Source organism: Noviherbaspirillum saxi (assembly GCF_003591035.1).
Classification (GTDB): Bacteria; Pseudomonadota; Gammaproteobacteria; order Burkholderiales; family Burkholderiaceae_D; genus Noviherbaspirillum; species Noviherbaspirillum saxi.
In genome coordinates this window covers 1,188,772-1,211,124 of sequence record NZ_QYUO01000001.1, presented here as the reverse complement: position 1 = coordinate 1,211,124, position 22,353 = coordinate 1,188,772, and the positions used below count along the sequence as shown (strand labels likewise).

The 22,353-nt window shown below is 56.6% G+C and carries 20 protein-coding genes; 12 read left to right on the top strand and 8 right to left on the bottom strand.

Annotated elements, in window-relative coordinates; translation table 11 throughout:
- The first annotated feature begins 22 nt into the window (after window positions 1–22).
- The 6 genes from cysD to D3871_RS05765 all read left to right on the top strand — a co-directional run bounded on the left by cysD (window position 23) and on the right by D3871_RS05765 (window position 5,509).
- Complete coding sequence (gene cysD, locus D3871_RS05790) at window positions 23–958, top strand: sulfate adenylyltransferase subunit CysD (RefSeq protein ID WP_057290425.1); 936 nt, start codon at window positions 23–25, stop codon at window positions 956–958.
- Entirely contained in the window at window positions 958–2,283 is a 1,326-nt protein-coding gene (locus D3871_RS05785; protein ID WP_119768022.1) for a sulfate adenylyltransferase subunit 1, read from the top strand. The genes cysD and D3871_RS05785 overlap by 1 nt, the downstream gene beginning before the upstream one ends.
- Before the next feature lie 13 nt (window positions 2,284–2,296).
- On the top strand, window positions 2,297–3,022 hold the full coding sequence (gene cobA / locus D3871_RS05780; protein WP_119768021.1) for a uroporphyrinogen-III C-methyltransferase: 726 nt from the start codon (window positions 2,297–2,299) through the stop codon (window positions 3,020–3,022).
- A 418-nt stretch (window positions 3,023–3,440) separates the two neighbouring features.
- Window positions 3,441–4,787 carry a PAAR domain-containing protein gene (locus D3871_RS05775; protein WP_119768020.1) on the top strand — a complete coding sequence of 449 codons (1,347 nt, stop codon included), beginning with the start codon at window positions 3,441–3,443 and terminating at the stop codon, window positions 4,785–4,787.
- A complete protein-coding gene (locus tag D3871_RS05770; RefSeq protein ID WP_119768019.1) occupies window positions 4,784–5,089 on the top strand; it encodes a hypothetical protein in 306 nt (101 codons plus the stop codon). Before D3871_RS05775 ends, D3871_RS05770 begins: the two co-directional genes overlap by 4 nt.
- Before the next feature lie 24 nt (window positions 5,090–5,113).
- The gene (locus D3871_RS05765; RefSeq protein ID WP_147376752.1) at window positions 5,114–5,509 is read left to right on the top strand and encodes a hypothetical protein; all 396 of its coding nucleotides are present in this window, start codon (window positions 5,114–5,116) and stop codon (window positions 5,507–5,509) included.
- A gap of 129 nt (window positions 5,510–5,638) precedes the next feature.
- Here the strand turns inward: D3871_RS05765 and D3871_RS05760 are convergent, their stop codons facing one another.
- The 3 genes from D3871_RS05760 to lptF are packed head-to-tail and all read right to left on the bottom strand — an operon-like array spanning window position 5,639 to window position 8,282.
- The gene (locus D3871_RS05760) at window positions 5,639–6,016 is read right to left on the bottom strand and encodes a sirohydrochlorin chelatase (protein WP_119768017.1); all 378 of its coding nucleotides are present in this window, start codon (window positions 6,014–6,016) and stop codon (window positions 5,639–5,641) included.
- An 8-nt stretch (window positions 6,017–6,024) separates the two neighbouring features.
- Window positions 6,025–7,152, bottom strand: a complete 1,128-nt coding sequence (gene lptG / locus D3871_RS05755; protein WP_119769919.1) for an LPS export ABC transporter permease LptG — start codon at window positions 7,150–7,152, stop codon at window positions 6,025–6,027.
- A complete protein-coding gene (lptF, locus tag D3871_RS05750; RefSeq protein ID WP_119768016.1) occupies window positions 7,149–8,282 on the bottom strand; it encodes an LPS export ABC transporter permease LptF in 1,134 nt (377 codons plus the stop codon). Before lptF ends, lptG begins: the two co-directional genes overlap by 4 nt.
- A 40-nt stretch (window positions 8,283–8,322) precedes the next feature.
- Between lptF and D3871_RS05745 the strand changes: the two genes are divergently transcribed.
- The 3 genes from D3871_RS05745 (at window position 8,323) to xth (ending at window position 12,560) form a co-directional block, all read left to right on the top strand.
- Window positions 8,323–9,837 (top strand): leucyl aminopeptidase, encoded by a 1,515-nt coding sequence (locus D3871_RS05745; RefSeq protein WP_119768015.1) that lies wholly within the window; start codon window positions 8,323–8,325, stop codon window positions 9,835–9,837.
- 179 nt (window positions 9,838–10,016) lie between these two features.
- Complete coding sequence (locus D3871_RS05740) at window positions 10,017–11,582, top strand: DUF4214 domain-containing protein (protein ID WP_119768014.1); 1,566 nt, start codon at window positions 10,017–10,019, stop codon at window positions 11,580–11,582.
- Window positions 11,583–11,795: 213 nt separating this feature from the next.
- Entirely contained in the window at window positions 11,796–12,560 is a 765-nt protein-coding gene (xth, locus tag D3871_RS05735) for an exodeoxyribonuclease III (RefSeq protein WP_119768013.1), read from the top strand.
- Window positions 12,561–12,614: 54 nt separating this feature from the next.
- Here the strand turns inward: xth and D3871_RS05730 are convergent, their stop codons facing one another.
- From D3871_RS05730 to D3871_RS05710, 5 genes are all read right to left on the bottom strand, one after another.
- Entirely contained in the window at window positions 12,615–14,003 is a 1,389-nt protein-coding gene (locus tag D3871_RS05730) for an FAD-dependent oxidoreductase (protein ID WP_119769918.1), read from the bottom strand.
- A 16-nt stretch (window positions 14,004–14,019) separates the two neighbouring features.
- On the bottom strand, window positions 14,020–14,592 hold the full coding sequence (locus D3871_RS05725) for a phosphonate degradation HD-domain oxygenase (protein ID WP_119768012.1): 573 nt from the start codon (window positions 14,590–14,592) through the stop codon (window positions 14,020–14,022).
- Window positions 14,593–14,595: 3 nt separating this feature from the next.
- Complete coding sequence (phnY, locus tag D3871_RS05720) at window positions 14,596–16,059, bottom strand: phosphonoacetaldehyde dehydrogenase (RefSeq protein WP_119768011.1); 1,464 nt, start codon at window positions 16,057–16,059, stop codon at window positions 14,596–14,598.
- Window positions 16,060–16,148: 89 nt separating this feature from the next.
- Window positions 16,149–17,375, bottom strand: a complete 1,227-nt coding sequence (phnA, locus tag D3871_RS05715; RefSeq protein ID WP_119768010.1) for a phosphonoacetate hydrolase — start codon at window positions 17,373–17,375, stop codon at window positions 16,149–16,151.
- 30 nt (window positions 17,376–17,405) lie between these two features.
- The gene (locus D3871_RS05710) at window positions 17,406–18,098 is read right to left on the bottom strand and encodes a phosphonate utilization associated transcriptional regulator (RefSeq protein WP_119768009.1); all 693 of its coding nucleotides are present in this window, start codon (window positions 18,096–18,098) and stop codon (window positions 17,406–17,408) included.
- A gap of 236 nt (window positions 18,099–18,334) precedes the next feature.
- Between D3871_RS05710 and D3871_RS05705 the strand changes: the two genes are divergently transcribed.
- The 3 genes from D3871_RS05705 to D3871_RS05695 all read left to right on the top strand — a co-directional run bounded on the left by D3871_RS05705 (window position 18,335) and on the right by D3871_RS05695 (window position 22,348).
- Window positions 18,335–19,381: a putative 2-aminoethylphosphonate ABC transporter substrate-binding protein gene (locus tag D3871_RS05705; RefSeq protein WP_119768008.1), complete on the top strand. Its 1,047-nt coding sequence runs from the start codon at window positions 18,335–18,337 to the stop codon at window positions 19,379–19,381.
- Window positions 19,382–19,514: 133 nt separating this feature from the next.
- Window positions 19,515–20,615 carry a putative 2-aminoethylphosphonate ABC transporter ATP-binding protein gene (locus tag D3871_RS05700; RefSeq protein WP_119768007.1) on the top strand — a complete coding sequence of 367 codons (1,101 nt, stop codon included), beginning with the start codon at window positions 19,515–19,517 and terminating at the stop codon, window positions 20,613–20,615.
- 17 nt (window positions 20,616–20,632) lie between these two features.
- Window positions 20,633–22,348, top strand: a complete 1,716-nt coding sequence (locus D3871_RS05695) for a putative 2-aminoethylphosphonate ABC transporter permease subunit (RefSeq protein WP_119769917.1) — start codon at window positions 20,633–20,635, stop codon at window positions 22,346–22,348.
- Window positions 22,349–22,353: the final 5 nt, after the last annotated feature.

Here is a 22,353-nt window from a genome sequence, read left to right as displayed (position 1 = left end):
TCAATCGAAGGTCGACATATATATGAACACCGCAGTCGAAAAACTTTTCCTGGATGCCGCCAGCAACCGTCATCTTGACTGGCTGGAATCGGAAGCGATCCACATCATGCGCGAGGTCGCCGCCGAGTGCACCAACCCTGCCCTGCTCTTCTCGGGCGGCAAAGATTCGGTCGTGCTGCTGCGCATCGCCGAGAAGGCTTTCCGCCCCGGCAAATTCCCTTTCCCGCTGGTGCATATCGACACCGGCCACAACTTCCCGGAAGTCATCACTTTCCGCGACAAGCGCGTGGCCGAACTGGGCGAGCGCCTGATCGTCGGTTCGGTGGAAGATTCGATCAAGCGCGGCACCGTACGCCTGCGCAATCCGCAAACCGATTCGCGCAATGCGGCGCAGGCAGTGACGCTGCTTGAAACCATTGCCGAACACAAGTTCGACGCCTGCATCGGCGGCGCACGCCGCGATGAAGAAAAGGCACGCGCCAAGGAACGCATCTTTTCCTTCCGCGACGAATTCGGCCAGTGGAATCCGAAGGCACAGCGCCCGGAACTGTGGGATCTGTATAACACCCGCGTCCACCCCGGTGAAAACATGCGCGTGTTCCCGATCTCGAACTGGACCGAGCTCGATGTCTGGCAATACATCGCCCGCGAAAAACTCGAACTGCCGCCGATCTATTTCGCCCATGAGCGCGAAGTTATTCCGCGCAACGGCTTGCTGGTGCCATTGACCGACCTAACACCGCCGCGTGAAGGTGAAGCAGTCGAAAAACGCGTCGTGCGCTTCCGCACGGTCGGCGATATTTCCTGCACCTGCCCGGTCGCTTCCGACGCAGCTGACGTGGATGCCATCATCGCCGAGACGGCAGTAACGCAGATCACCGAACGCGGCGCGACCCGCATGGATGACCAGACATCCGAAGCATCGATGGAAAAACGCAAGAAAGAAGGGTATTTCTGATGAACGCCGTAGTTGCACAACAAGCCTTGTCCACCAGCGCCGGAGCCGAGCGCGGCCTGCTGCGCTTCATTACCGCGGGTTCGGTCGACGATGGCAAAAGCACGCTGATCGGACGCCTGCTGTTCGACAGCAAGGGAATTTTCGCCGACCAGCTCGACGCGATTTCGCGTGCCAAGCACAAGCGCACCGTGGGCGATACCGTCGACCTGTCGCTGCTGACCGATGGTCTGGAAGCCGAGCGCGAACAAGGCATCACGATCGACGTCGCCTATCGCTATTTCGCAACGCCAAAGCGCAAGTTCATCATCGCCGATACGCCGGGACACGAACAGTACACCCGCAACATGGTGACCGGTGCCTCGACCGCCGATGCCGTGATCATCCTGATCGACGTATCGAAAGTGAAGCTGGGCGACGATGGCAGCGTGACGCTGCTCACTCAAACCAAGCGTCATTCCACGATCGCGCATCTGCTGCGCATCGAACACGTGATCGTCGCGGTCAACAAGATGGATCTCGTCGACTACGACCAGACCGTGTATGACCGTATCGTCGGTGCATACCAGGAGTTTGCGAACCAGCTTGGCCTGAAAGACGTGCGCCCGATTCCCCTGTCCGCACTGGCCGGCGACAACGTCGTCGAAGCCGGCGACAAGATGCCGTGGTACCAGGGCCCTACCCTGATCAACCTGCTGGAATCGCTGTCGGTCTATGAAGACGCGCACGATGAACCTTTGCGTTTTCCTGTCCAACTGGTGGCACGCCACAATGGCCATGAAGCGAACGATTTCCGTGGCTATATGGGCCGCATCGAAGCCGGCAAGGTGCACAAGGGCGACAAGCTGGTCGTGCAGCCAAGCGGCCAGACGGCCACTGTCAAGGAGATCATTACCCTTGATGGTTCGCTCGACGTTGCAACGTCCGGCCAGTCGGTCACCATCTTGCTGGACGAGTATCTGGACATTTCGCGCGGCGACATGCTGGCCGCTGCCGATGCGCCGGCCACACTGCTCAAGACCGTCGCAGCCGACATCTGCTGGCTGTCGGAAGAGCCGCTGGACATGCGTCGCAAATACTGGCTCAAGCACACCACCAAGCAGGTAGCAGCACGCGTGACCGCAATCGATACGCTGCTCGATATCAACACGCAAGAGCGCCGCAACGCCGAGGCGCTCAAGCTCAACGATATCGCCACCGTATCGATCAACGTCCAGCAGCCCTTGGCTGCAGATGCATACGAAGCGATTCGTTCGACCGGTGCATTCATCCTGATCGATGAAGTCACGCACCAGACCGTCGCGGCCGGCATGATTCGCCTGGCTTAATCCGGATAGCACGATGTCATCCAAGCCGGCCGTGCCGCATGCGACCGGCAAAGTCGTCCTGATCGGCGCCGGCCCCGGCGTCGCAGACCTGATCACGGTCCGCGGCGCACGCATACTCTCTCAAGCCGAGGTAGTGCTATACGACGCGCTCGTCACCGACGAGATGCTCGCTCTCTGTCCCCAGGCAGAAAAAATCTCGGTCGGCAAGCGCTCGGGGCAACGATCGACCGCGCAAGACGTCATCAATGCACAGCTGGTCGCCTGCGCAAAAAAATACCGGCTGGTAGTGCGTCTGAAAGGCGGCGATCCGATGATGTTCGGACGCGCCGATGAAGAGTTGCGCGCACTGGAGGCCGAAGGCATCGAAGTGGAAATCGTTCCCGGCATTACCGCCGCCCTGGCCGCTGCCGCCTCCACCAAGCAGCCGCTGACCAAGCGCGGCATCGCACGCAGTGTCGCGTTCTTTACCTCAAGCACCGCACCCAATCATCCCGAACAGACAACGCTGCCGGATTGCGACACCTTGATTCAATACATGGGCGGAAAGGAAGCCATCGCCACTGCACGCAAGCTTCTTGCGCAAGGGCGTTCGCCCGATTTACCAGTAGTCGTAGTGGAAAATTGCAGCCGTGACAATGAGCGTGTCATGCGCCTGCGGTTGTGCGAGCTTGAACAAGGTCTTGCAAGCTGCCATGGGCCGGTGCTGGTGATGATTGGTGACGCTTTCGAGCCACGCTAGAACACCACAGCTAAAGGTCTTCACATAACTGGATGATTAAGGACATCCACGTTCTTCTCCCATGTAGCCTCGCCGATAGCTGCCTCATTGTTGCGCGGTCGTTCACATGCCTGCATGTTCTGCTCTACTCCCTCGTTACCCCTTTCACTTCCTCATATTTAGCTTATTTCCGGATGAAATAGCATTCGGCGCTGCTAATCAGCCGCCGCCTCGCATTTTCTTGCGATGATTCTTACGGACGTATCGCATACCCTCTTCTTGTTCTTTCTATGTAAAACGCCGCAACTCTCACATATATGCTCAAGTCGTGATCACTCTGGGCAAAAAAACATTAAAGAACATTTATTGCATTTGAGCCAAATGTTATTGATAATGCAACATGAATTATCAATAAAACAACTAGAGAGGAAAGGTTCGCATGCCGCAAGCCGCCCGCTTAGGTGACTCGATCGGCCATAGCCCGACCATGAATTGGCTATTGAAGGGCGTGGTCGTCGGGGCTGCAATTGGCATGGCGTCGGTTGCAGTTATAGGTACTGGTGGCGTAGCAGCTGCAGCCATTATTGGCGGGCTCGCAGCCACCGGGGCGGAGGTTGGTGAACTGCTCAGCACTATGAGCTGGGCTCCAAAAGAAGCTTGTGGTGTTATCAGTGGCAAGTGCTCAAGTAACGTATTTATTAATGGGATACCTGCGGCAAGAGCGCATGTGGATGTGGTCAACTGCGCCAAGCACAGCTCATCTTTCCTCCCAATTGCCACAGGCAGTGCCACGGTCTATATCAATGGTCAAGCCGCAGCGAGAATGGGCGACAAGACCGGCTGCTCTGCAGTTATCTCCGACGGCTCTGAGAATGTGTTCATAGGCAGTGCCGCTATCCAGACCGACATAATCTGTCCTGAAAACCTTGTTCCAGGCGCAATACACACAGGTCTGCTAGTAGTCGGCGTTGGCGGTGCAATTACATTAGGCGGCCCAATCGCTGCAACAGCTGGACTCATTGGCGGGATTGTTGGTGACATCGGCATAGAGTGGCTTGGTGGCAAGGCATTCGGAAACGGGTCTGACGGCCAGAAGTGGACGATGCTGGGCAGCGTATTTTTAGGTGGTAAGGCCAGGGGCAGTAATATAGCCACTGCAAAGGCAGCAAGCACAGAAAAGGTATCGTTCGACGCAACAGTCAATAGATCAGAATCAGAGCGTCGCGCCTATCTTAATCACAAGTTTGGCCGTACGAGCGATCTCAATGCAGATATTAATTTTCGAGGAGAGCAAGATGCTATACGTCAAACCGAATTTGACCGATTAGCCGTTGAAGGGCATGCGGTCGGGCGGCATGGACCGCGGGTGACGGAGATGGCTCTTGATAATCGGGCGATGTATAAAAGGGATCCAATGACGGGGACAACGACAGACTTCTATACACGGATGCCTCACAGGGCTTCAAAGAATGCAACGCAGTTCTTGAGCAGAGAGGCAATGATCTCTGCGGAAGGATATGCGAGACAATCACAAGAATTCAGCAATAAAATAACAGCTGCAGTAGCGAACGATAGAGATCAAGTTGTTGTTGACGGATTGAAATTACAAGACGCGTTAGGTCCAAATTACTTATCGTCTGTCTATGGCAAGACAAGACTCGGTTCAATAAACAATCCAACAGGAACTGCATATATTGATTTTACGAATGGAACATACATCAGCATTTTTAAAAAAAACGCGAATGGGAATTGGAACCTTCATACCATGTATCCGGAGCCGCAATGATGACTGACAAGCTAACTGAATTTAAAGAGGATATTGCTACCTACTGGCATTGTGAAGCCCGAGACAAAGATACTGGCCTAATGCTACTAAATGATCTTCGTAAGGCACGTCATCCGATCAATGAAGAGGAATTTATTCAATTTTTAACAGATGCCATTCTGAATAAGTCCATTTCGATCATGGAATATGAGCAATTGACGAGTCTTGATTTCGAGAGCGATGACGAAGTTGCGGAAGATTTACGTGACTTATGGTGGATGCTGTATGGCGATCGCCCGATTGGGCTACTCGGGGCGCTGTAGACACTTCTGTCCTATGATCTTCAAATGGCTGATGCAGCAGTGCTTTCAAAAGAAATCCGAATGGACATTGGAATGACCATACCCTGCGTCCGGAGTTTAGCAACGACTGACAAACCAAATGAATTTAAAGAAGACATTGCGAACTACTGGCATTTTGAGATCAAAGCCAGAGATACTGGCACAATGCTGTTAAACGATCTTCGCAATCCGCTGCATCCAATCAATGAAGAAGAATTTATTCAATTTCTCGCAGACGCAATTCTGAACAAGAGTTTTTCAATTACGGAGTATGAACAATTGACGAGCCTTGATTTTGAGAACGAAGCGGAAGTTGCGGACGATCTACGTGACCTATGGCAGATGATGTATGGAGACCGACCGATTGAGACTTCCCCCACAATAAACAATTCTGCCGTTTGATTTCCTAATTTGGGCGGTGTAAGGAGTTACATAAACTAAGTTCACCAATATCGAATAGCAAATCCGACGAACAAAGAAACGTAATTCGGACAAGCGGCCCCCGCATTGACCACGGCAACTAGTGATCCACTAGCCATTCCCCAGCATCCCCACACAATACCGCCCGATCGCATTCAACACATCCAGGCTTTCCCCTACTGCTGGCGCCACCGTTATCTGCAGTAACGGATACTGATGCCTGATTTCATCGATCATCACCGGCAAGTCACGCAATACATGCCCGCCCTGACCAAAGAAGACCGGCACGACCGTCACTTCTGTGCATCCATCCTGTACAAGCTGGGCAATCAATTCCGGCAATCGCGGTGTCATCAGTTCAAGAAACGCTAGCGAGACGACAAGCCCAGGTTTCTGTTCCTCGACGATCTGCCGCAAGCGCTCAAAAGGTTCAGCCCAGCGAGGATCGCGGGCGCCATGGGCGAACAGGACAAGGGCGTGATTGCTCATGATGTTCCCTAATGTTTTTGGACCCACCAAAGCGATCCGATCGCAATCAGCAGGAAGGTCATGCTGGGCAGGACCGCGGTCGCCAGGGGCGGCCAGGTATTGAGCAATCCCAAATGGGAAAACAAACTGTTGAGCAGCTGAAAGCTGACACCGATCATGATGCCGATGAAGATCTTGAGGCTCACGCCGCCGGCGCGGAAATGGAGGTAGGCGAACGGCAGCGCCAACGCCATCATGACCAATACTGCGAATGGATAAAACAGTTTCTTCCAGAAGGCGATCTGATACCGCTCGGTGGTCTGGTTGTTTTCCGCAAGATGACGGGTGTACATCGCCAACCCGTAAGCCGACATGCGGTCCGGATCAGCAAACAGTACCGACAGGATGTTCGGCGTGATTTCCGAAACGAGTTCTTTCGTCGGCATGCTTTTGGTCGATACCGTCGCCGTTATATCGGTTGCATTCGTGGCAAAGCTGGTCTCGACCACATCGGCAAGACGCCAGACATTCTGGTCGCGATAGTCGGCGTATGCGGCAGTCACCACGGCAGTCAGCCGGAATTCCTTGTCGAATTCATAAAGTTTTACCTGCTGCAGCCGTCCGGTGGGCGTCACTTCTCTCACGTTCAGAAAGCGTGTGCCCACGGTTTCGCCCACCAGACCGTTCTCGCGAACCACATCCTTGGTCCAAAGCCCGGTGCGGAATTCCTGCGATACGGATGCGCCTTGCGCCTGCAGTTTCCATTTCTCCGCCATTGCACTGCTGGCCGGCGCAATGAATTCACCGAACAGAAAGGTGATGAGCACCAAGACGATGCCGACACGAGCCAGCATCCACCCGGCCATGCCGGTCGACAGTCCGGAAGCGCGCATGATGGTGAATTCGGACTTCGCTGCCAGTTGGGCCAGTGTGTAGATACTACCGATCAGCGCCGCGATCGGCATCAGGTCATAGACATATCCCGGCAAACCCATCGTCACATACAGAAACGCATGCTGCAGCTTGTAGTTGCCTCGCCCTACCTGCGGCAATTCGCCGATCAGGTCGAAGAATGCGAACAGCGCGAGAAACGCTACCAGCGCAAAGATAACTGCGCCGATGATTTCGCGCGCGACATAACGATGCAGGACTTTCATCGCGCCACCGCCTTCTTGAACGAACAGGCGCGCTTGAATGTAGCCCACATGCTTGCAGGGTGATAGGGATGATTGACGAACAGCCGCCATGAAAACAGGAAGGCGATCAGCACGGCGGCCAGCAGATGCAGCGGCCACCAGGCCATGTCCAGCGGAAGCCGCTTTTGCACCACCGCTGCCTGGAACACGCTTACCATGTTGCTATAGATAATGAAGAGCAATAAGGCAATCAGCAGGTTGGCCGAACGACCACCGCGCGGATTCGCGAATCCCAGCGGGATCGCGAGCAGCATCAGCAGCAGTCCCATGATGGGCAAGGACAACCGCCATACGAACTCACCGCTGTTGAAATTGTTGAGATCGGCGAGCAGTGCCGGAGTCGATAGAGAACGTGCCGACATATCGCCGACCACGGCCTTCGACTGCCGCGACACCAACACACCGTAGCGCTCGAATTCGATCACGCGGAAATCGGATTGATTGGCGACGCCGTCGTAGCGCCGGCCTTTGTCCATCAACAGAAACTTGTCGCCGCGTTCGTCGATGCCGATCGTGCCTTCCTTGGCAACCACCACGCTGGTCCGCCCGTCCTGGATGGTATTGACGAATACATTTCTGACCTTGGCGGCGTCGCCATTGACGCCTTCGACGAAGAAGATCCGGTCGGCCGACGACGATTCCTGGAACTTGCCGGGCGAAACCTTGGCGATATCCTCGCGCTTTTCGAAGCGCTCGCGAAACTCGGCGCTCTGCCGGTTTGCCCATGGCGTCACGACGAAACTAAGCAAGGCAGTCAATATGACGATAGGCACGCCGAATGACATGACGGGCACGACCCACCTCGTCAGGCTCATGCCCGAGGCAAACCACACCACCATTTCGGAATCCTGGTAACTTCGCGTGACGACCACCAGCACCGAAATGAATCCGGTCAGGATCAGGATCACGGACAGGTACCTCAATGCGGCAAAACCGATCAGGGCAATGACGTCCTGCGATGCGACCCGACCGCCGGCAGCCTGTCCGAGGATCTTGATCAGCATCACGGTAATCGTGATCGTGAAAAGCGTGGTGAACACAGCGCCGGCGGTACTTACCAGTTCGCGACGAAGAGCGCGCTGAAAAATCATTGATTTGAAGACTATAATTGCGTCTCAAGAAGGAGTGACCATGGACTTTAGCATAAAACCATACGACGCAAAAACCGGCCTCTCCGGTTTCAAGACCGGCTGCCTCGCAGTAGGCGTATTTGAAGATAAGAAACTGTCGCAAGCCGCGCAATCGCTGGACCGCAAGGGCCAGATCGCCGCGGCGCTGAAGTCCGGCGACATCACGGGCAAGGCCGGCTCGACGCTGCTGCTGCGCGGCGTCGATGGCGTGACGGCCGAGCGCATCCTGCTGGTCGGCCTGGGCAAGGAAGGTGATTTTTCGGAAAAAACCTTTACCTCTGCAATGCAGTCGATTGCCAAGGCGTTTTCGACGCTGGGCGCAAGCGAAGGCGCGATCGCCCTTCCCCTTGACCAGATCAAGAACCGCGACGCCGCCTGGGCCATTCGCGGCGCGATATTGGCCGTGCGTGACGCCGGCTACCGCTACGATACGACCAAGAGCCAGAAAGATGCGCCACAGAACGGCGTCAAGAAAATCGCCTTCCTCGGCATGGATGCTGCCGCGAAGAGCAGCATCGCGCAGGGCATCGCGCTGGCGAACGGCATGGCGCTGACCAAGGATCTCGGCAACCTGCCACCCAACATCTGCACGCCGACCTATCTTGCCAATACTGCCAAACAGCTGGGCAAGGACTTTGGCTTCGGCATCGAAATCCTCGACCGCAAGCAGCTTGAAGCCCTGAAGATGGGCAGCTTCCTGTCCGTGACCAAGGGCAGCGACGAGCCGCCGAAATTCATTGTGCTCAAGCATATGGGCGGCAAGGCCAAGGATGCGCCGATAGTGCTGGTGGGCAAGGGAATCACTTTCGACACGGGCGGCATCTCCCTCAAGCCGGGCGCCAACATGGATGAAATGAAATACGACATGTGCGGCGCAGCATCGGTGCTGGGAACCTTCCGCGCCATTGGTGAAATGAACCTCAAGCTCAATGTCATCGGCGTGATCCCGGCCTGCGAAAACATGCCGTCCGGCCGTGCCTCCAAGCCCGGCGACATCGTTACTTCGATGTCCGGACAAACCATTGAAATTCTCAACACCGACGCCGAAGGCCGCCTGATCCTGTGCGACGCGCTGACCTATGTCGAGCGCTTCAAGCCGGCGGCGGTGATCGACATCGCGACCCTGACCGGCGCATGCGTGACAGCCCTCGGCCACCACAACACCGGCCTGTTCACGCGCCACGACGATGCGCATGACGACCTGGCGGAAGAACTGCTGGCCGCCGGCAAGGCCACCGGCGATACCGCATGGCGCATGCCAATCGAGGACGCCTATCAGGAGCAGCTCAAGTCCAACTTCGCCGACATGGCGAACATCGGCGGGCCTCCGGGCGGCAGCATCACCGCGGCCTGCTTCCTTGAGCGTTACACCCGCAAGTACACCTGGGCGCATCTGGATATCGCCGGAACGGCATGGAAGAGCGGCGCGGCAAAGGGCGCGACCGGACGTCCGGTGCCCTTGCTGACCACCTTCCTGCTGAATCGTGCGAACGGCAACGGCAAGAAACAGGCTTAAGAACAGTTCATTGATGGCCATCTTGGCCGGCCATCAATGAATCGGAGACATGGCATTTGCCGTCAATCAAGAATACGAGGACATGGGTGGATAGGAACCGCTTGTGACAAATCAAAGGAGTAAGTGGCAAGAAAAAATAGACTGATAGCCCGCATTGCATAGCCGGTCAAGGAGAGCACATGGCGACACCGGGTATTGGGCTTCTTCCTCTTACAGGATCCAACGGTATAGATGCCTTGACTAACGGCACCTACTGGAATCTCGATCCGTCACGCACCATCACATGGGCTCTCGCGAATTTCGGTTCCCAATCCTGGCCGAACCCATCTGCTACCGCGGCATCCATCACGCAGGCATTCAATACCTTCTCTTACTTCGCCCATATCAATTTTCGATATACCGGCCATTACCCCGATCCGAATACCGCAAATGCGGATATGGTCTTCTCTCTTGATGGAACGGGAACCATCTTCAGCAGTGCAAATACCTGGGCACTTGGATATTTTCCAAATTCCCAGCTGACGCAGGCCTTGCTGCCGCCCAGCCTGAGGGCCGTTTACACGAACGCACCCGGGGACATCTGGATGAATCTTTCCAGTTTTTCGGCCGTGACCGCAAGCTACACCCCAGGCGCGGCCGGATTCTATGTTTTGCTGCACGAGATAGGCCACACGCTGGGGCTCAAGCATCCCCACGACAATGGGGGCACGGGTCATCCGACCTTCAACGACGTCGGCGGGTCGCTCCTGGACATCGATGCAGCAACCATCATGTCGTACAACGAGACGAATCCGCTCTCGGCATTGAGCCTGCATCCTGCCTCTCCCATGATTCTGGATGTGATTGCCCTGCAATCCATCTACGGTGCCAATCTTGCGACAAATGCGGGCGACACCCGGCATATGCTGACCAACACCGGCGTGTTTCAGACATTCTTTGATCCGTCGGGGTCCGACTATGTCGATGCCAGCACCTCGCAATACGGCTGGAACATCAACCTGGGTATCGTAGAACAAAGTGGAGGTCTGCCCTTTTCTATCGGGGTCGCAGAGCCAAGAGACGGCGCAGCCACCTCCACCACGCTGGACTGGCTGTATGGCAGCTTCGAGGGAGTCATGGGGTCCGGTTACGCGGATGCCATCACCGGTTCAAGCGCAAATGAGTGGTTTGCCGGCTGGGGCGGCAATGACAACATCACCGGCGGCACGGGCACGGACTATGCCGTGTTCTACCGTAACCGCAGCGATTTCACCGTTACACGGAACACCGCCGGCATGACTGTCAACGCAAGGGCCGGTAACGAAGGAAGCGACTCGCTGTCCGGAATCGAGCGGCTCAAGTTTCAGGATCAGTATCTTGCATTTGACACCGAGGGCACCGCCGGTCAGGCATATCGGCTTTATCAGGCTGCATTCGACCGGAAGCCGGACAATGGCGGCCTGGGTTCGTGGATAGGCTGGCTCGACCAGGGCAATGCCCTCAGGGACGCTGCGGCATTCTTCCAGACCACACCGGAATTCATATCGAAGTACGGTTCCAACGTGCCAGTGTCGAGCTTTGTAACACTGCTATATCAGAACGTCCTGCATCGGGCTCCCGATGCAGGCGGGATGAGCACTTGGACGACTGTTCTTGGATCGAACCAGTGGAGCCGGGCCGATGTCTTGCTCGGGTTCAGTGAAAGCGCCGAGAACAAAGCCGCTCTGATCGGCGTCATGCAAAATGGAATGGAATTTACGGTGTAGCGTCCATCCAGCAGTCGAAAGAAAGTAGATCATCGTCGGCCCGGCTTTCGAGGCGCGCGCGATTTCCGGAAGACTCTCTGCATACGCCCTGGTCTCAGAGTAATATGCGCATTCTGTTCACGAATGCATGCACCTCTGAAAGGCCTGTTGCCTGAAGGCGGAAATCGATGCCGATAGCCAGCGCCCGATATACATCCTACTTTTCACCGACATATGAAATTAGTCACCTGGAACGTCAATTCTCTTAAGGTTCGTCTCCCCCAAGTCTTGCAGTGGCTTTCCGAAAATCCGGTCGACGTTCTGTGTCTGCAGGAAACCAAGCTGACCGACGACAAATTCCCGGCCGCCGAGATCGAGGCAGCCGGCTACCACGTCGTATTCACCGGCCAGAAGACCTACAACGGCGTCGCCATCCTGTCCAAACATCCGATGAGCGAGATCGTGAAAAACAACCCGCGCTTCGAAGATGAACAGCAGCGCTTCATCGCCGCGACCATCGAAGGAATGCGTGTGGTATGCGCCTATATTCCTAACGGACAGTCGGTCGGCTCCGACAAATACCAGTACAAGCTGCGCTGGCTGGAAGCGCTGCATGACTGGCTGGCCGATGAACTGAAGGTGCATGAAAACCTGGCGCTGCTCGGCGACTACAACATCGCACCGGAAGACCGCGATGTGCACGATCCCGTCGCATGGCAGGGACAGGTGCTGGTTTCCGAGCTTGAGCGCGCGGCATTCCAGCGCTTGATCGGATTAGGGTTCAAAGACTCTTTCCGGCTGTTCGAACAACCGGAAAAAATATATACCTGGTGGGATTACCGGATGATGGCGTTCCGCCGCAACATGGGGCTGCGCATCGATCATATTTTGTTGTCGCTGCCGCTTGCCGCCCGCTGTACTGCATGCATCGTTGACAAGGTGCCGCGCAAATGGGAACAGCCTTCAGACCATACGCCGGTGATAGCGACGGTTGAATGAAACGGGTCGGTATTCGCCTTGAAGAAGCGTTTCACGATTACGCTTCAGTTGGTATCAGGCCTTATCGGCCTTGCCTGCGGCATTGGCAAATTTGCTTAGCATCTTGTCGAACAGCCAGGGATTCCGGTGATGGTCTTCCGCCATTTCCTTGCGCCGTATCGCATTGCGCACCATGATCGAACCGATGTAGCGTATTGGCTCCGGCGGGAAATAGCCGCGCGGCCCCTTGGAGATCGGACTACGCGTCCATTCGTTGTCCGCGCCAAGCACCATCGACGACAAGACCTGGCCTCCCATGTAGGTGGGACCGACGCCATTGCCGGAATAACCGAAGCCATAAAAAATATTCGGCTCGTCGTTAAGCACCCCAAAGAACGGAAAGCCGGTTACCGAGCGATCCGATGGACCGTTCCAGCTTGCCGTAATCGGTACCGCGGACAATGCCGGAAAAAATGCCCGCAGACTGTCGGTGAGCGCGGCTTCATAGGGCGAGCGCTGGTCAAACACCGGCAAAACCCGACTACGCCAGGCAAAGGTGTTTCCGCCCTTTCCCAGCATCAGACGCCCGTCTTCGGTAGTGCGGTAGTAATAGACGAATGTGCGCGAGTCGAGCACCGACACGCCATCGGCAAGCCCGATGCGCTGCAGCAGTTCTGGACATTTTTCAGTGATCACCATGTCGCTCGATACGACGGCAATGGTGCGCTCAAATTGTGGAAAGCGGCTTGCCATCCATGCATTGATTGCAAAGACCAGCTTCCCGGCACGCACGGTTCCGGACGGTGTACGCACCGTGACAGTCGGCCCTGGAGTGAAGTCCAGCATCTGGCTACGTTCATAAATGCGAACGCCCATTTCAATGGCAACACGGCGTAAGCCGCGCACCAATTTACCGGGATGCACCGTGGCGGCGATCGGCGAATAGACTCCGGCAAGATTTTTTGCGGATCCCGACCGGCGCTGCACCTCATGGGACGGCAACTGATGAAAGGAATTGATGCCATGCGCCTCAAGCTCTCGCAGTACCGGATCGAGCACGCCGATCTGCGCCGGCGCAGTGGCGGTATATAGAGTGCCGTCAAGCCGCAGTTCCGCATCGATATGATGCTGACGGCAAAACTCAGCGATATGATAGACCGCCGCTTCCGATGCCTTGACCAGGCGCAGCGCTTCGGTCTCACCGAACAGGCGCCGCAGCGTAAAGAACTTGGTCGACCAGGTCAGCATGCAGCCGCCGTTGCGGCCGCTGGCGCCGGCGCCGCACAAGTCGCTTTCAATAAGCGCAATATCCAACTCGGGATTCTGCTGTTTCAACTGCAAGGCTGTCCACAGGCCGGTGAAACCGCCTCCGACAATACAGACATCAGCGGTCTGATCGCCTTGCAGCGCCGGCGCCAATTCACCGTCGCGGAACAGTGCTTGCTCTATCCAAAAGGGACGCATCATGAAGTTTCCCGTATCAGGAGTATTGCGGTTGTTCGGCAGCCTTGAGCGCGGCGCAAGTCTGCATGACTGGAACAAACTCGGATAGTGCCGGCGTCTTCATGCGAGCCATCTTGGCACGATCGTCCCATGCACGCAGTCGCAGTGCGTCCTGGGCAAACGGCTTCCTGCTGAACTCCGCCGCCTGCTCCGGAGTAAAGACTCCGCCCTGCAAATGCAGGCTGCGGCGAGAATCGGCCGACAGGTGCAACAGGTATTCGAAATCGATCGCGCACAGATAGCGCTTTGCTTCGACATGCAGCCGGATCGGCTCCAGTACCGCCGGCCGGAACAGCTTGCGCAGGAGCGGCAGCATGCAGTACTGATGCAGGTCGTCGATACCGCGCGCAGTGGGAGTGTCTCCCTTGTCGTTGACCAGGTGCCCGAGGTCATGCAGCAGCGCGGCGCATACCAGCTCGACATCAGCGCCTGCCTGCTGCGCCAGCGCCGCCGATTGCAGCGCATGCTCGAGCTGCGTAACCGGCTCGCCGGCGTAGGTCCGGTCGCCTCCCTTTTCGAACAAATGACAGATCTGTTCTATCGTCAGCATGGCTTACGCCCAGGGAAGTGAATAGGTCTTGGTATTGCAGAAACTCTTCATCGCTTCCTGCACGCCTTCCTTGTACCCGAGGCCGGAATCCTTGATGCCGCCAAACGGCGTCAGCTCCAGACGATAGCCGGGTACCTCGCGTACGTTGACGCTGCCAACCTCCAGCTCCCGCACAAAGCGGGTAATGTAATCGAGGCGATTGGTACAGACCGAGGATGACAGGCCATACGGTGTAGAGTTCGAAATGCGGATCGCATCGGCAATATCCTTGCAGCGGATGACCGGCGACACCGGACCGAAGGTTTCCTCGGCGACCAGCGCGCAGGTTTCCGGCACATGATCGAGCACCGTCGGTGAATACAGCGCGCCTTTGCGGACGTTGCCATACAAAAGTTTGGCGCCATGCTCGATCGCATCGTTCACCTTTGATTCGAAGCCACGCGCTGCTGGTTCATCAATGACCGTACCCATATCGTTGTCCGGATTCATCGGGTCGCCATATTTGATCGCGCGCGTCTTTTCCACCAGCAGTTCGACAAAGCGGTCGGCGATTTTTTCATGCACGATCATGCGCTTGACGGCGGTGCAACGCTGACCGGAATTCTTGTAGGATCCGGAAACGGCAAGTGTCGCCGCTTCTTCGATATCGGCATCTTCCATCACGATAATGGGATCGTTGCCGCCAAGCTCCAGCACCTGGCGCTTGTACACTGCCTTGCCGGCGATGTACTTGCCGATCGGGACGCCGCCGGTAAAAGTGACGAGATCCATATCGGCATTCGTCAGCATTTCATCCGCGATCTCACGCGGGTCGCCGGTGACCACGGAAAACATTTCCGGCGGCAGGCCAGCTTCGTACAGGATATCTGCAAGCAGCAATGCCGAGAAAGGCGTCTTTTCCGTCGGCTTGAGCACCATCCGGTTGTTGGTGGCGATCGACGGCGCAACCTTGTGCGCAACCTGGTTGAGCGGATGATTGAACGGCGTGATGGCCGAGATCGCGCCGAGTAGCGGCTCGCGCATCGTATATACCTTGCGCTGTTTGCCGTGCGGTGTCAGGTCGCAGGAAAAAACCTGGCCATCGTCGACCAACGATTGGTTGGCGGCGAACTGGAACACGTCGCACGCGCGGCCAACTTCGTACAGCGTATCCTTCTTGCACAGACCGGATTCGGCGGTGATCAGATCCGAGATCGCATCCGCGTTGGCGCGCAGCAGTTCGGACGCGCGGAGCATGATCTTGTAGCGGTCATAACGCGTCAGCGTCGACTTGAAATTTTTCGCGGTACGAAATGCATGCTGGATCTCGGCGACACTCGCTTTGGGAATGGTGCCGATCAGCGCGCCGGTGTAGGGGTTGGTCACATCGATGACGCGTTCGCCGCCCATCAGTTGTCCGGCAATGCGCATTTTCTGGTGCAAGGGTTCGCCCCGGCGCAGTGCGCCGAGTTGTGTCAGCAATGACATGATGTCTCTCCTTTTCCTGAACAGGTGTCTTGAATGTGATTGCCGAAAGCGCTGCAACCGCATGCGCTTCGGGCACTGCTGCGGGGTCCTTACCGTGCGTGATTCAATGCCAGATGCAGCACATCGAAATTGCGCAAACGCTGTGCGCCGGGCATGCCATGCAATTTGCGGTTCAACAGGATGGGCACGCGCTGTTCCGAGATGCCGCCATGCGAACGCAGCGGCAGCTCCAGGCCAGACAGGTCATGCTTGCTCGACGATGTACCGATCACGGCCAGACGCTCGCTGACGACGACCAAATCACCGATGCGATCCGGCGGCAGTTCGAAGCGCTCGCTGGCACTCTTGCGGTCGAGCACGAGTTCGATGCCAGGAATAGCAGCGATGCGTTTTGCCAGTGCACCAAGATCGATGTCTTCGCCGGCATACACGGTAGCGTACGAGCCAAGTGCGCCATGGTGCACCACATACGGATCGGTGATCGGGAGGATAACGCGCGTCCTGCCTTTGCCCAGAGCTTCGTCCAGTACGTCTTGCAGGAAGACCACATTCGGCATTCCGGCCGAATCGGTCTTGGCGTTCATGCCGTGGTCGGCGGTCAGCGCGATCGTCGCGCCTAGCGCATCGAGCTGTGCGAGATAGCGGTCCATCATCGCGTAGAACTTGTTGGCGCCATCGGTACCGGGCGCATACTTATGCTGGATATAGTCGGTGGTGGACAGATACATCAAGTCGGGCCTGGCCGTTTCCATCAACTTGACGCCCGCAGCAAAGACAAACTCCGACAGCTCCGCGCTGTATACCGATGGCACAGGCATGCCGACCAGACTGACGATGTCCGGAATACCGTACTCGGCAAGGTCCGCCTGATCGGCCTTCTCGGCCGAGAAACAGATTCCTTTCATCTTGTAGCCGAGCAAGGTACGCAGCTTGTCCTTTGCCGTGACGACCGCGACCTTGGCGCCGGCATCGGCAAACGCAGCGAGTACCGTCCCCGCGCGCAGGTATTTGGGATCGTTCATCATGACTTCAGCATCAGCCTGCGTATCGTAAAAGTAATTGCCGCAGATGCCATGGACCGCAGGCGGCACGCCGGTGACGATGGACAGGTTGTTCGGATTGGTGAAGCTTGGGACGACGCAATCGCCCGACAACACCGTGCCACTCTCCGCCAGTTTTTGCAGGAAAGGTACCGCACCGGCCTGCATGGCCTGGTTGATGTACTCTTGTTCGCAACCGTCTACGCAGACGATGACGACGGGGTGCTCCATCCATTGGTAGGCACGTCCGTTCACGGTAAGGGGAGTGGCAGTCATTGCATTACCTTTCAAGGGTAGATGGGGAAGTCAATCGGGGGTGGTACTGGCCTGCGCGCGATGCATTCGATGACGGCTTTCAATGACGTGCGCACGCATTATTTCGCCGGCCGCGTTGATGTCACGGCTGGCGATCATGTCCACGATCTCGTGGTGTTCACGGGTCGATACCGGCAGCGTGCCTTTCTGGGCGAGCGCCGTACGGCGATACAGATTCAGTTCATTGACCAGGCGGCGATAGGTATCGAGCAGCTTGCGGTTGCCGGTCATCCGGACCAACCGGTCATGAAATTCAAGATTGAGGGCGTGGTAGCCATCCACATTTTTTTCCTCGACCTGCATGTCCATACTGCTTAAGAGATCGCGCAGTTCCACGATCTGCTCATCGGTAATGATCTCTGCCAGCTTGCGCCCGACCAGTTCATCCAGAGCGCCGCGCACTTCATAGATTTCATCGGCTTCCTCTATCGAGATTTGCCGCACGAACACACCCTGGTTTTTTTCCTGGCGCACCAGGCCGGTGCCTTCCAGCGCACGGAATGCCTCGCGCACCGGCCCCCGGGAGACGCCAAGCAGTTCGGCGAACATGACTTCGTTGAGCTTGGACCCGGCGGTCAGCTCGCCGGACAAAATCAATTTCTCGATTTCCTTTTGCACCAGGGAAGGAAGGGAATGCTGCTGCAAGAGGGCAATAGCGTTGTTGTCAGGGATGGTTGAATTCATGAATGCTCCAAATCAGTGAAAACAATTTTATGTGAAAAAATGTAGATTGTCTACAATCTACGATATACAATTCATCCTGTGGTAATAATTCATGGGTATTGTGGTATTCGATACGTACCTTCAGGAAACTTATAAATAATCCTGATGACAGCCATGATAGGTGACAGGAAATAAGTAGAAATAGAGGACGTAGCTACTTCTGATGATGTGTTTTAACCACTTGGAGAAGATTTGCGATGAAACATCCCTTTGCTAAATTCTTGCAGTCGTGCGCAGTCGCCTTGTCGGCGTTTGGTCTGGTTGCCGCCGATGCTTCCGCCCAGTCGAAAACCTCGTTGCTGGTCTATACCGCCATCGAGACCGACGCGATGAAGATGTACAAGACCGCTTTTGAAAAGGCCCACCCTAACATCGAGATCCGCTGGGTCCGCGATTCCACCGGGGTGATCACCGCCAAACTGATGTCCGAGAAGGCCAATCCGCAAGCCGACGTGGTGCTCGGCGTCGCCGCCAGCAGCCTTGCCTTACTGTCGCAGGAAAACATGCTGCTCCCGTATGAACCGGCCGGCTTCAAGGAACTGAATCAGATGTTCTCCGACCAGAAACGTCCGCCGCACTGGGTCGGCATGGATGTCTGGGGCGCGGTCGTTTGCTTCAATACCGTCGAAGCCAAGAAACTGAATTTGCCTAAACCGGAAAGCTGGAAAGATCTGACCAAGCCGGTGTATCGCGGCAAGATCACCATGCCCCACCCCGCATCGAGCGGCACCGGCTATCTCGATGTCACCGCCTGGCTGCAGATGTGGGGCGAGCAGCAAGCCTGGCAATACATGGATGCATTGCATGAAAACGTTGCACAGTATGTGCATTCCGGATCCAAGCCGTGCAAGCAAGCCGGTTCGGGCGAATTCCCGATCGGCATTTCCTTTGAATTCCGCGCCCATCAGGTGCTGCGCAGCGGCGCACCGATCGAACTGATCTTCCCCAAGGAAGGGCTGGGCTGGGATATTGAAGGCAGCGGCATCATCAAGCAGACGAAACACGTCGACGCCGCGAAAAAACTGGTCGACTGGATGGCCAGCAAGGAAGCCAACCAGATCAGCGCCAACTGGTGGGCAATCGTCGCCTATCCGGGCGTGGCGAAAAAGATGGAAGGAATTCCGGAAAACTATGAAGCATTGCTGGTGAAGCCGAATGACTTCGACTGGGCGGCAAAGAACCGCGACCGGATACTGACCGAGTGGAGCAAGCGCTATAACGCAAAGGCAGAGCCGGGCAAGTAAGGGTAGGCCCTCTTCCATCAGGAGAAGAGGGCGCACCAAGACGCGTGAATCCTTGCTGCGCCCTCTTCTCCTTCCCTTCGCCCTTTGGTGAAGAGGAAATACCGGCATCACCGATTCAAAGGAGACAGCACCTATGACGAAGCAATCCACCTACCTTTCACTGCAAGGCATTTCCAAATCCTTCGGCAGTTTCACGGCGCTGCGCAGCATCGACCTCGATATCAACAAAGGCGAATTCGTTTGCTTCCTCGGGCCTTCCGGCTGCGGAAAGACGACGCTGCTACGCATCATCGCCGGCCTTGAAGCACAGGACTCCGGTCGCATCAGCCAGGCCGGCAAGGATATCTCCTGGCTGCCGCCGATCAAGCGTGACTACGGCATCGTGTTCCAGTCTTATGCGCTGTTTCCCAATCTCACCATCCACGATAACGTTGCCTACGGTCTGGTCAATCGCAGCCAGCCGAAGGCGAAGATCGAGGCGCGCGTGCAGGAATTGCTGACGCTCGCCGGCCTGCCGAGCAGCGGCAACAAATATCCCGGCCAGTTGTCGGGTGGGCAGCAACAGCGCATCGCGCTGGCGCGCGCGCTCGCCACGTCACCCGGCCTGCTGCTGCTTGATGAACCGCTGTCCGCGCTCGACGCGCTGGAACGTGTGCGTCTGCGCGGCGAGATCCGCCAGTTGCAACAACGCCTCGGTGTGACCACCATCATGGTGACGCATGACCAGGAAGAAGCGCTCAGCATGGCAGACCGCATCGTGGTCATGAACCATGGCGCAATCGAACAGATCGGCACACCCGAAGATATCTATCTCAAGCCGCGTTCGCCGTTCGTCGCCTCTTTTGTCGGCAAGATCAATACATTACAGGGCGAGTCTCTCGGCGGCGGCCGCTTCCGGCTCGGCCGCATGGACTTTCATTGCGGCTCGGACGCCCATGTGCCTGCCGGACAAGCGGTGAAGATTTACCTGCGGCCGGAAGATCTGGTAGCACGCAAGGTCGATGGAGCAATGCCGTGCCACATGCATGCGCAGATACAAAAAATCGAGTTTCTCGGTGCGCACAGCTATTTGACGATGGCGCTCGACGGTGCAGAGAGCCAACCGGTGGTGACTTCGATTCCGCTCAGCCAGCTCGAGGAATACGGATTTACCGTCGGCAGCCGGACCGCGATCGATATCGTGCCCGACCGCGCCCGCGTGTTTGAAGCGCCAACCGCCGCGAGGGCCGCGTGAACACCAATGCGGCAACGATTGCCGCCACCCCGCCCGCCGCTCCCAGCTCGGCGACCGCCGGTCGCCAGCAGAACCACTGGCATGATCGGATCGCGCATGGATTGCTGCTGCTGGTCTGCGTGTTTCTTTCCGTTTTCCTGGTGCTGCCGGTCGCTGCGATCCTGATCAAGAGCGTGCAGGACAAGGACGGTCGCTTCGTCGGCCTGCATCAATTTGTCGAATACATGTCGACGCCGGCGCTCCAGCAATCCATCGTCAACACCTTGCTGATGGCAGGTTCGGTCACCGTCATCGTGATTCCGGCGGCATTCCTGTTTGCCTATGCGCTTACGCGCAGCACCATGCCGTGCAAGTCCCTGTTCCGCACCATTTCGCTGGTGCCCATCCTGGCGCCTTCGCTGCTGGCGGCGATATCCTTTGTCCAGTGGTTCGGCACGCAAGGCATACTGAAGGATCTGCTGGGCGGCGTATCGATCTACGGTCCGGTCGGTATTGTGATGAGCGAATGCTACGGCGTGTTTCCGCATGCGTTGATGATCCTCATCACGGCACTTTCGATGGCGGACGGCCGTCTGTATGAAGCCGCCGAATCCTTAGGAACCAGCCGTCTGCGCAAGTTCTGGACCATTACACTGCCCGGCGCCAAATACGGTTTGATCAGCGCTGCGCTGGTCGTCTTCACTTACACGGTGAATGATTTCGGCGTACCGAAAGTCATCGGCGGCAATTTCAACGTGCTGTCGATCGATGTCTACAAGCAAGTCATCGGACAGCAAAATTTCAACAAGGGTGCCGTCGTGAGCCTGTTGTTGCTGCTGCCGGCGCTGGTCGCCTTTGCCATCGACATCGTGGTTCGCCGCAAATTGCGCGCTCAGCTTTCGGCGCGCGCGGTCCCCTATGCGCCGAAGAAACGTCCGCTGTTCGATACCCTGATGTTCCTGTATTGCGCGGTGATCTCGCTCTTCATGCTGGCAGTACTTGGCATGGCGATGTTTACTTCTTTCATCAAGCTGTGGCCATACGACCTGTCGTTCAGCCTGCGCCATTATTACTTCGGACTGGTGGAGGGCGGCGTATTGGAATCGTATTTCAATAGCCTGAAGATGGCCCTCTGGGTAGTCGTTGCCGGAATTACGCTGGTCTTCGGGGGAGCCTATCTGACAGAAAAAACACGCGGCATGGAAAGCGTGCGTCCGATCGTGCGCCTGTTGGCCGTACTGCCGATGGGCGTCCCGGGACTGGTGCTGGGGTTGGGTTACATCCTGGCGTTCAACAATCCAGACAATCCCCTCAATTTCCTGTACCACACGATGGCGATCCTGGTGGTGTCCACCGTGATCCATTACTACACATCCTCGCACCTGACCGCAGTCACCGCCCTCAAAGCGATCGATAACGAATTCGAAGCCGTGTCGGCATCGCTGAAGGTCCCGTTTTACAAGACATTCTTCAGGGTCACAGTGCCGGTATGTCTGCCGGCCATACTGGATATTGGGCGCTATCTGTTCGTGAACGCGATGACCACCATTTCGGCAGTCGTATTTCTGTATTCGCCCGATTCGACGCTGGCTTCGGTTGCCATCCTCAATCTGGAAGAAGCCGGTGAAATCGGTCCCGCAGCGGCGATGGCGACCCTGATCGTTTTCACTTCCACCGGCGTCTGTCTGCTGTATGCATTGATCACCCGCGTTCTGTTGCTGAGGACACAAGCTTGGCGTCGCACACATGGATGACATAG

Excerpts from the sequence above, each read along its gene's own strand:
- cysD (WP_057290425.1), top strand. The coding sequence starts at position 23 with ATGAACACCGCAGTCGAAAAACTTTTCCTGGATGCCGCCAGCAACCGT.
- D3871_RS05785 (WP_119768022.1), top strand. The coding sequence starts at position 958 with ATGAACGCCGTAGTTGCACAACAAGCCTTGTCCACCAGCGCCGGAGCC.
- cobA (WP_119768021.1), top strand. The coding sequence starts at position 2,297 with ATGTCATCCAAGCCGGCCGTGCCGCATGCGACCGGCAAAGTCGTCCTG.
- D3871_RS05775 (WP_119768020.1), top strand. The coding sequence starts at position 3,441 with ATGCCGCAAGCCGCCCGCTTAGGTGACTCGATCGGCCATAGCCCGACC.
- D3871_RS05770 (WP_119768019.1), top strand. The coding sequence starts at position 4,784 with ATGATGACTGACAAGCTAACTGAATTTAAAGAGGATATTGCTACCTAC.
- D3871_RS05765 (WP_147376752.1), top strand. The coding sequence starts at position 5,114 with ATGGCTGATGCAGCAGTGCTTTCAAAAGAAATCCGAATGGACATTGGA.
- D3871_RS05760 (WP_119768017.1), bottom strand. The coding sequence starts at position 6,016 with ATGAGCAATCACGCCCTTGTCCTGTTCGCCCATGGCGCCCGCGATCCT.
- lptG (WP_119769919.1), bottom strand. The coding sequence starts at position 7,152 with ATGAAAGTCCTGCATCGTTATGTCGCGCGCGAAATCATCGGCGCAGTT.
- lptF (WP_119768016.1), bottom strand. The coding sequence starts at position 8,282 with ATGATTTTTCAGCGCGCTCTTCGTCGCGAACTGGTAAGTACCGCCGGC.
- D3871_RS05745 (WP_119768015.1), top strand. The coding sequence starts at position 8,323 with ATGGACTTTAGCATAAAACCATACGACGCAAAAACCGGCCTCTCCGGT.
- D3871_RS05740 (WP_119768014.1), top strand. The coding sequence starts at position 10,017 with ATGGCGACACCGGGTATTGGGCTTCTTCCTCTTACAGGATCCAACGGT.
- xth (WP_119768013.1), top strand. The coding sequence starts at position 11,796 with ATGAAATTAGTCACCTGGAACGTCAATTCTCTTAAGGTTCGTCTCCCC.
- D3871_RS05730 (WP_119769918.1), bottom strand. The coding sequence starts at position 14,003 with ATGCGTCCCTTTTGGATAGAGCAAGCACTGTTCCGCGACGGTGAATTG.
- D3871_RS05725 (WP_119768012.1), bottom strand. The coding sequence starts at position 14,592 with ATGCTGACGATAGAACAGATCTGTCATTTGTTCGAAAAGGGAGGCGAC.
- phnY (WP_119768011.1), bottom strand. The coding sequence starts at position 16,059 with ATGTCATTGCTGACACAACTCGGCGCACTGCGCCGGGGCGAACCCTTG.
- phnA (WP_119768010.1), bottom strand. The coding sequence starts at position 17,375 with ATGACTGCCACTCCCCTTACCGTGAACGGACGTGCCTACCAATGGATG.
- D3871_RS05710 (WP_119768009.1), bottom strand. The coding sequence starts at position 18,098 with ATGAATTCAACCATCCCTGACAACAACGCTATTGCCCTCTTGCAGCAG.
- D3871_RS05705 (WP_119768008.1), top strand. The coding sequence starts at position 18,335 with ATGAAACATCCCTTTGCTAAATTCTTGCAGTCGTGCGCAGTCGCCTTG.
- D3871_RS05700 (WP_119768007.1), top strand. The coding sequence starts at position 19,515 with ATGACGAAGCAATCCACCTACCTTTCACTGCAAGGCATTTCCAAATCC.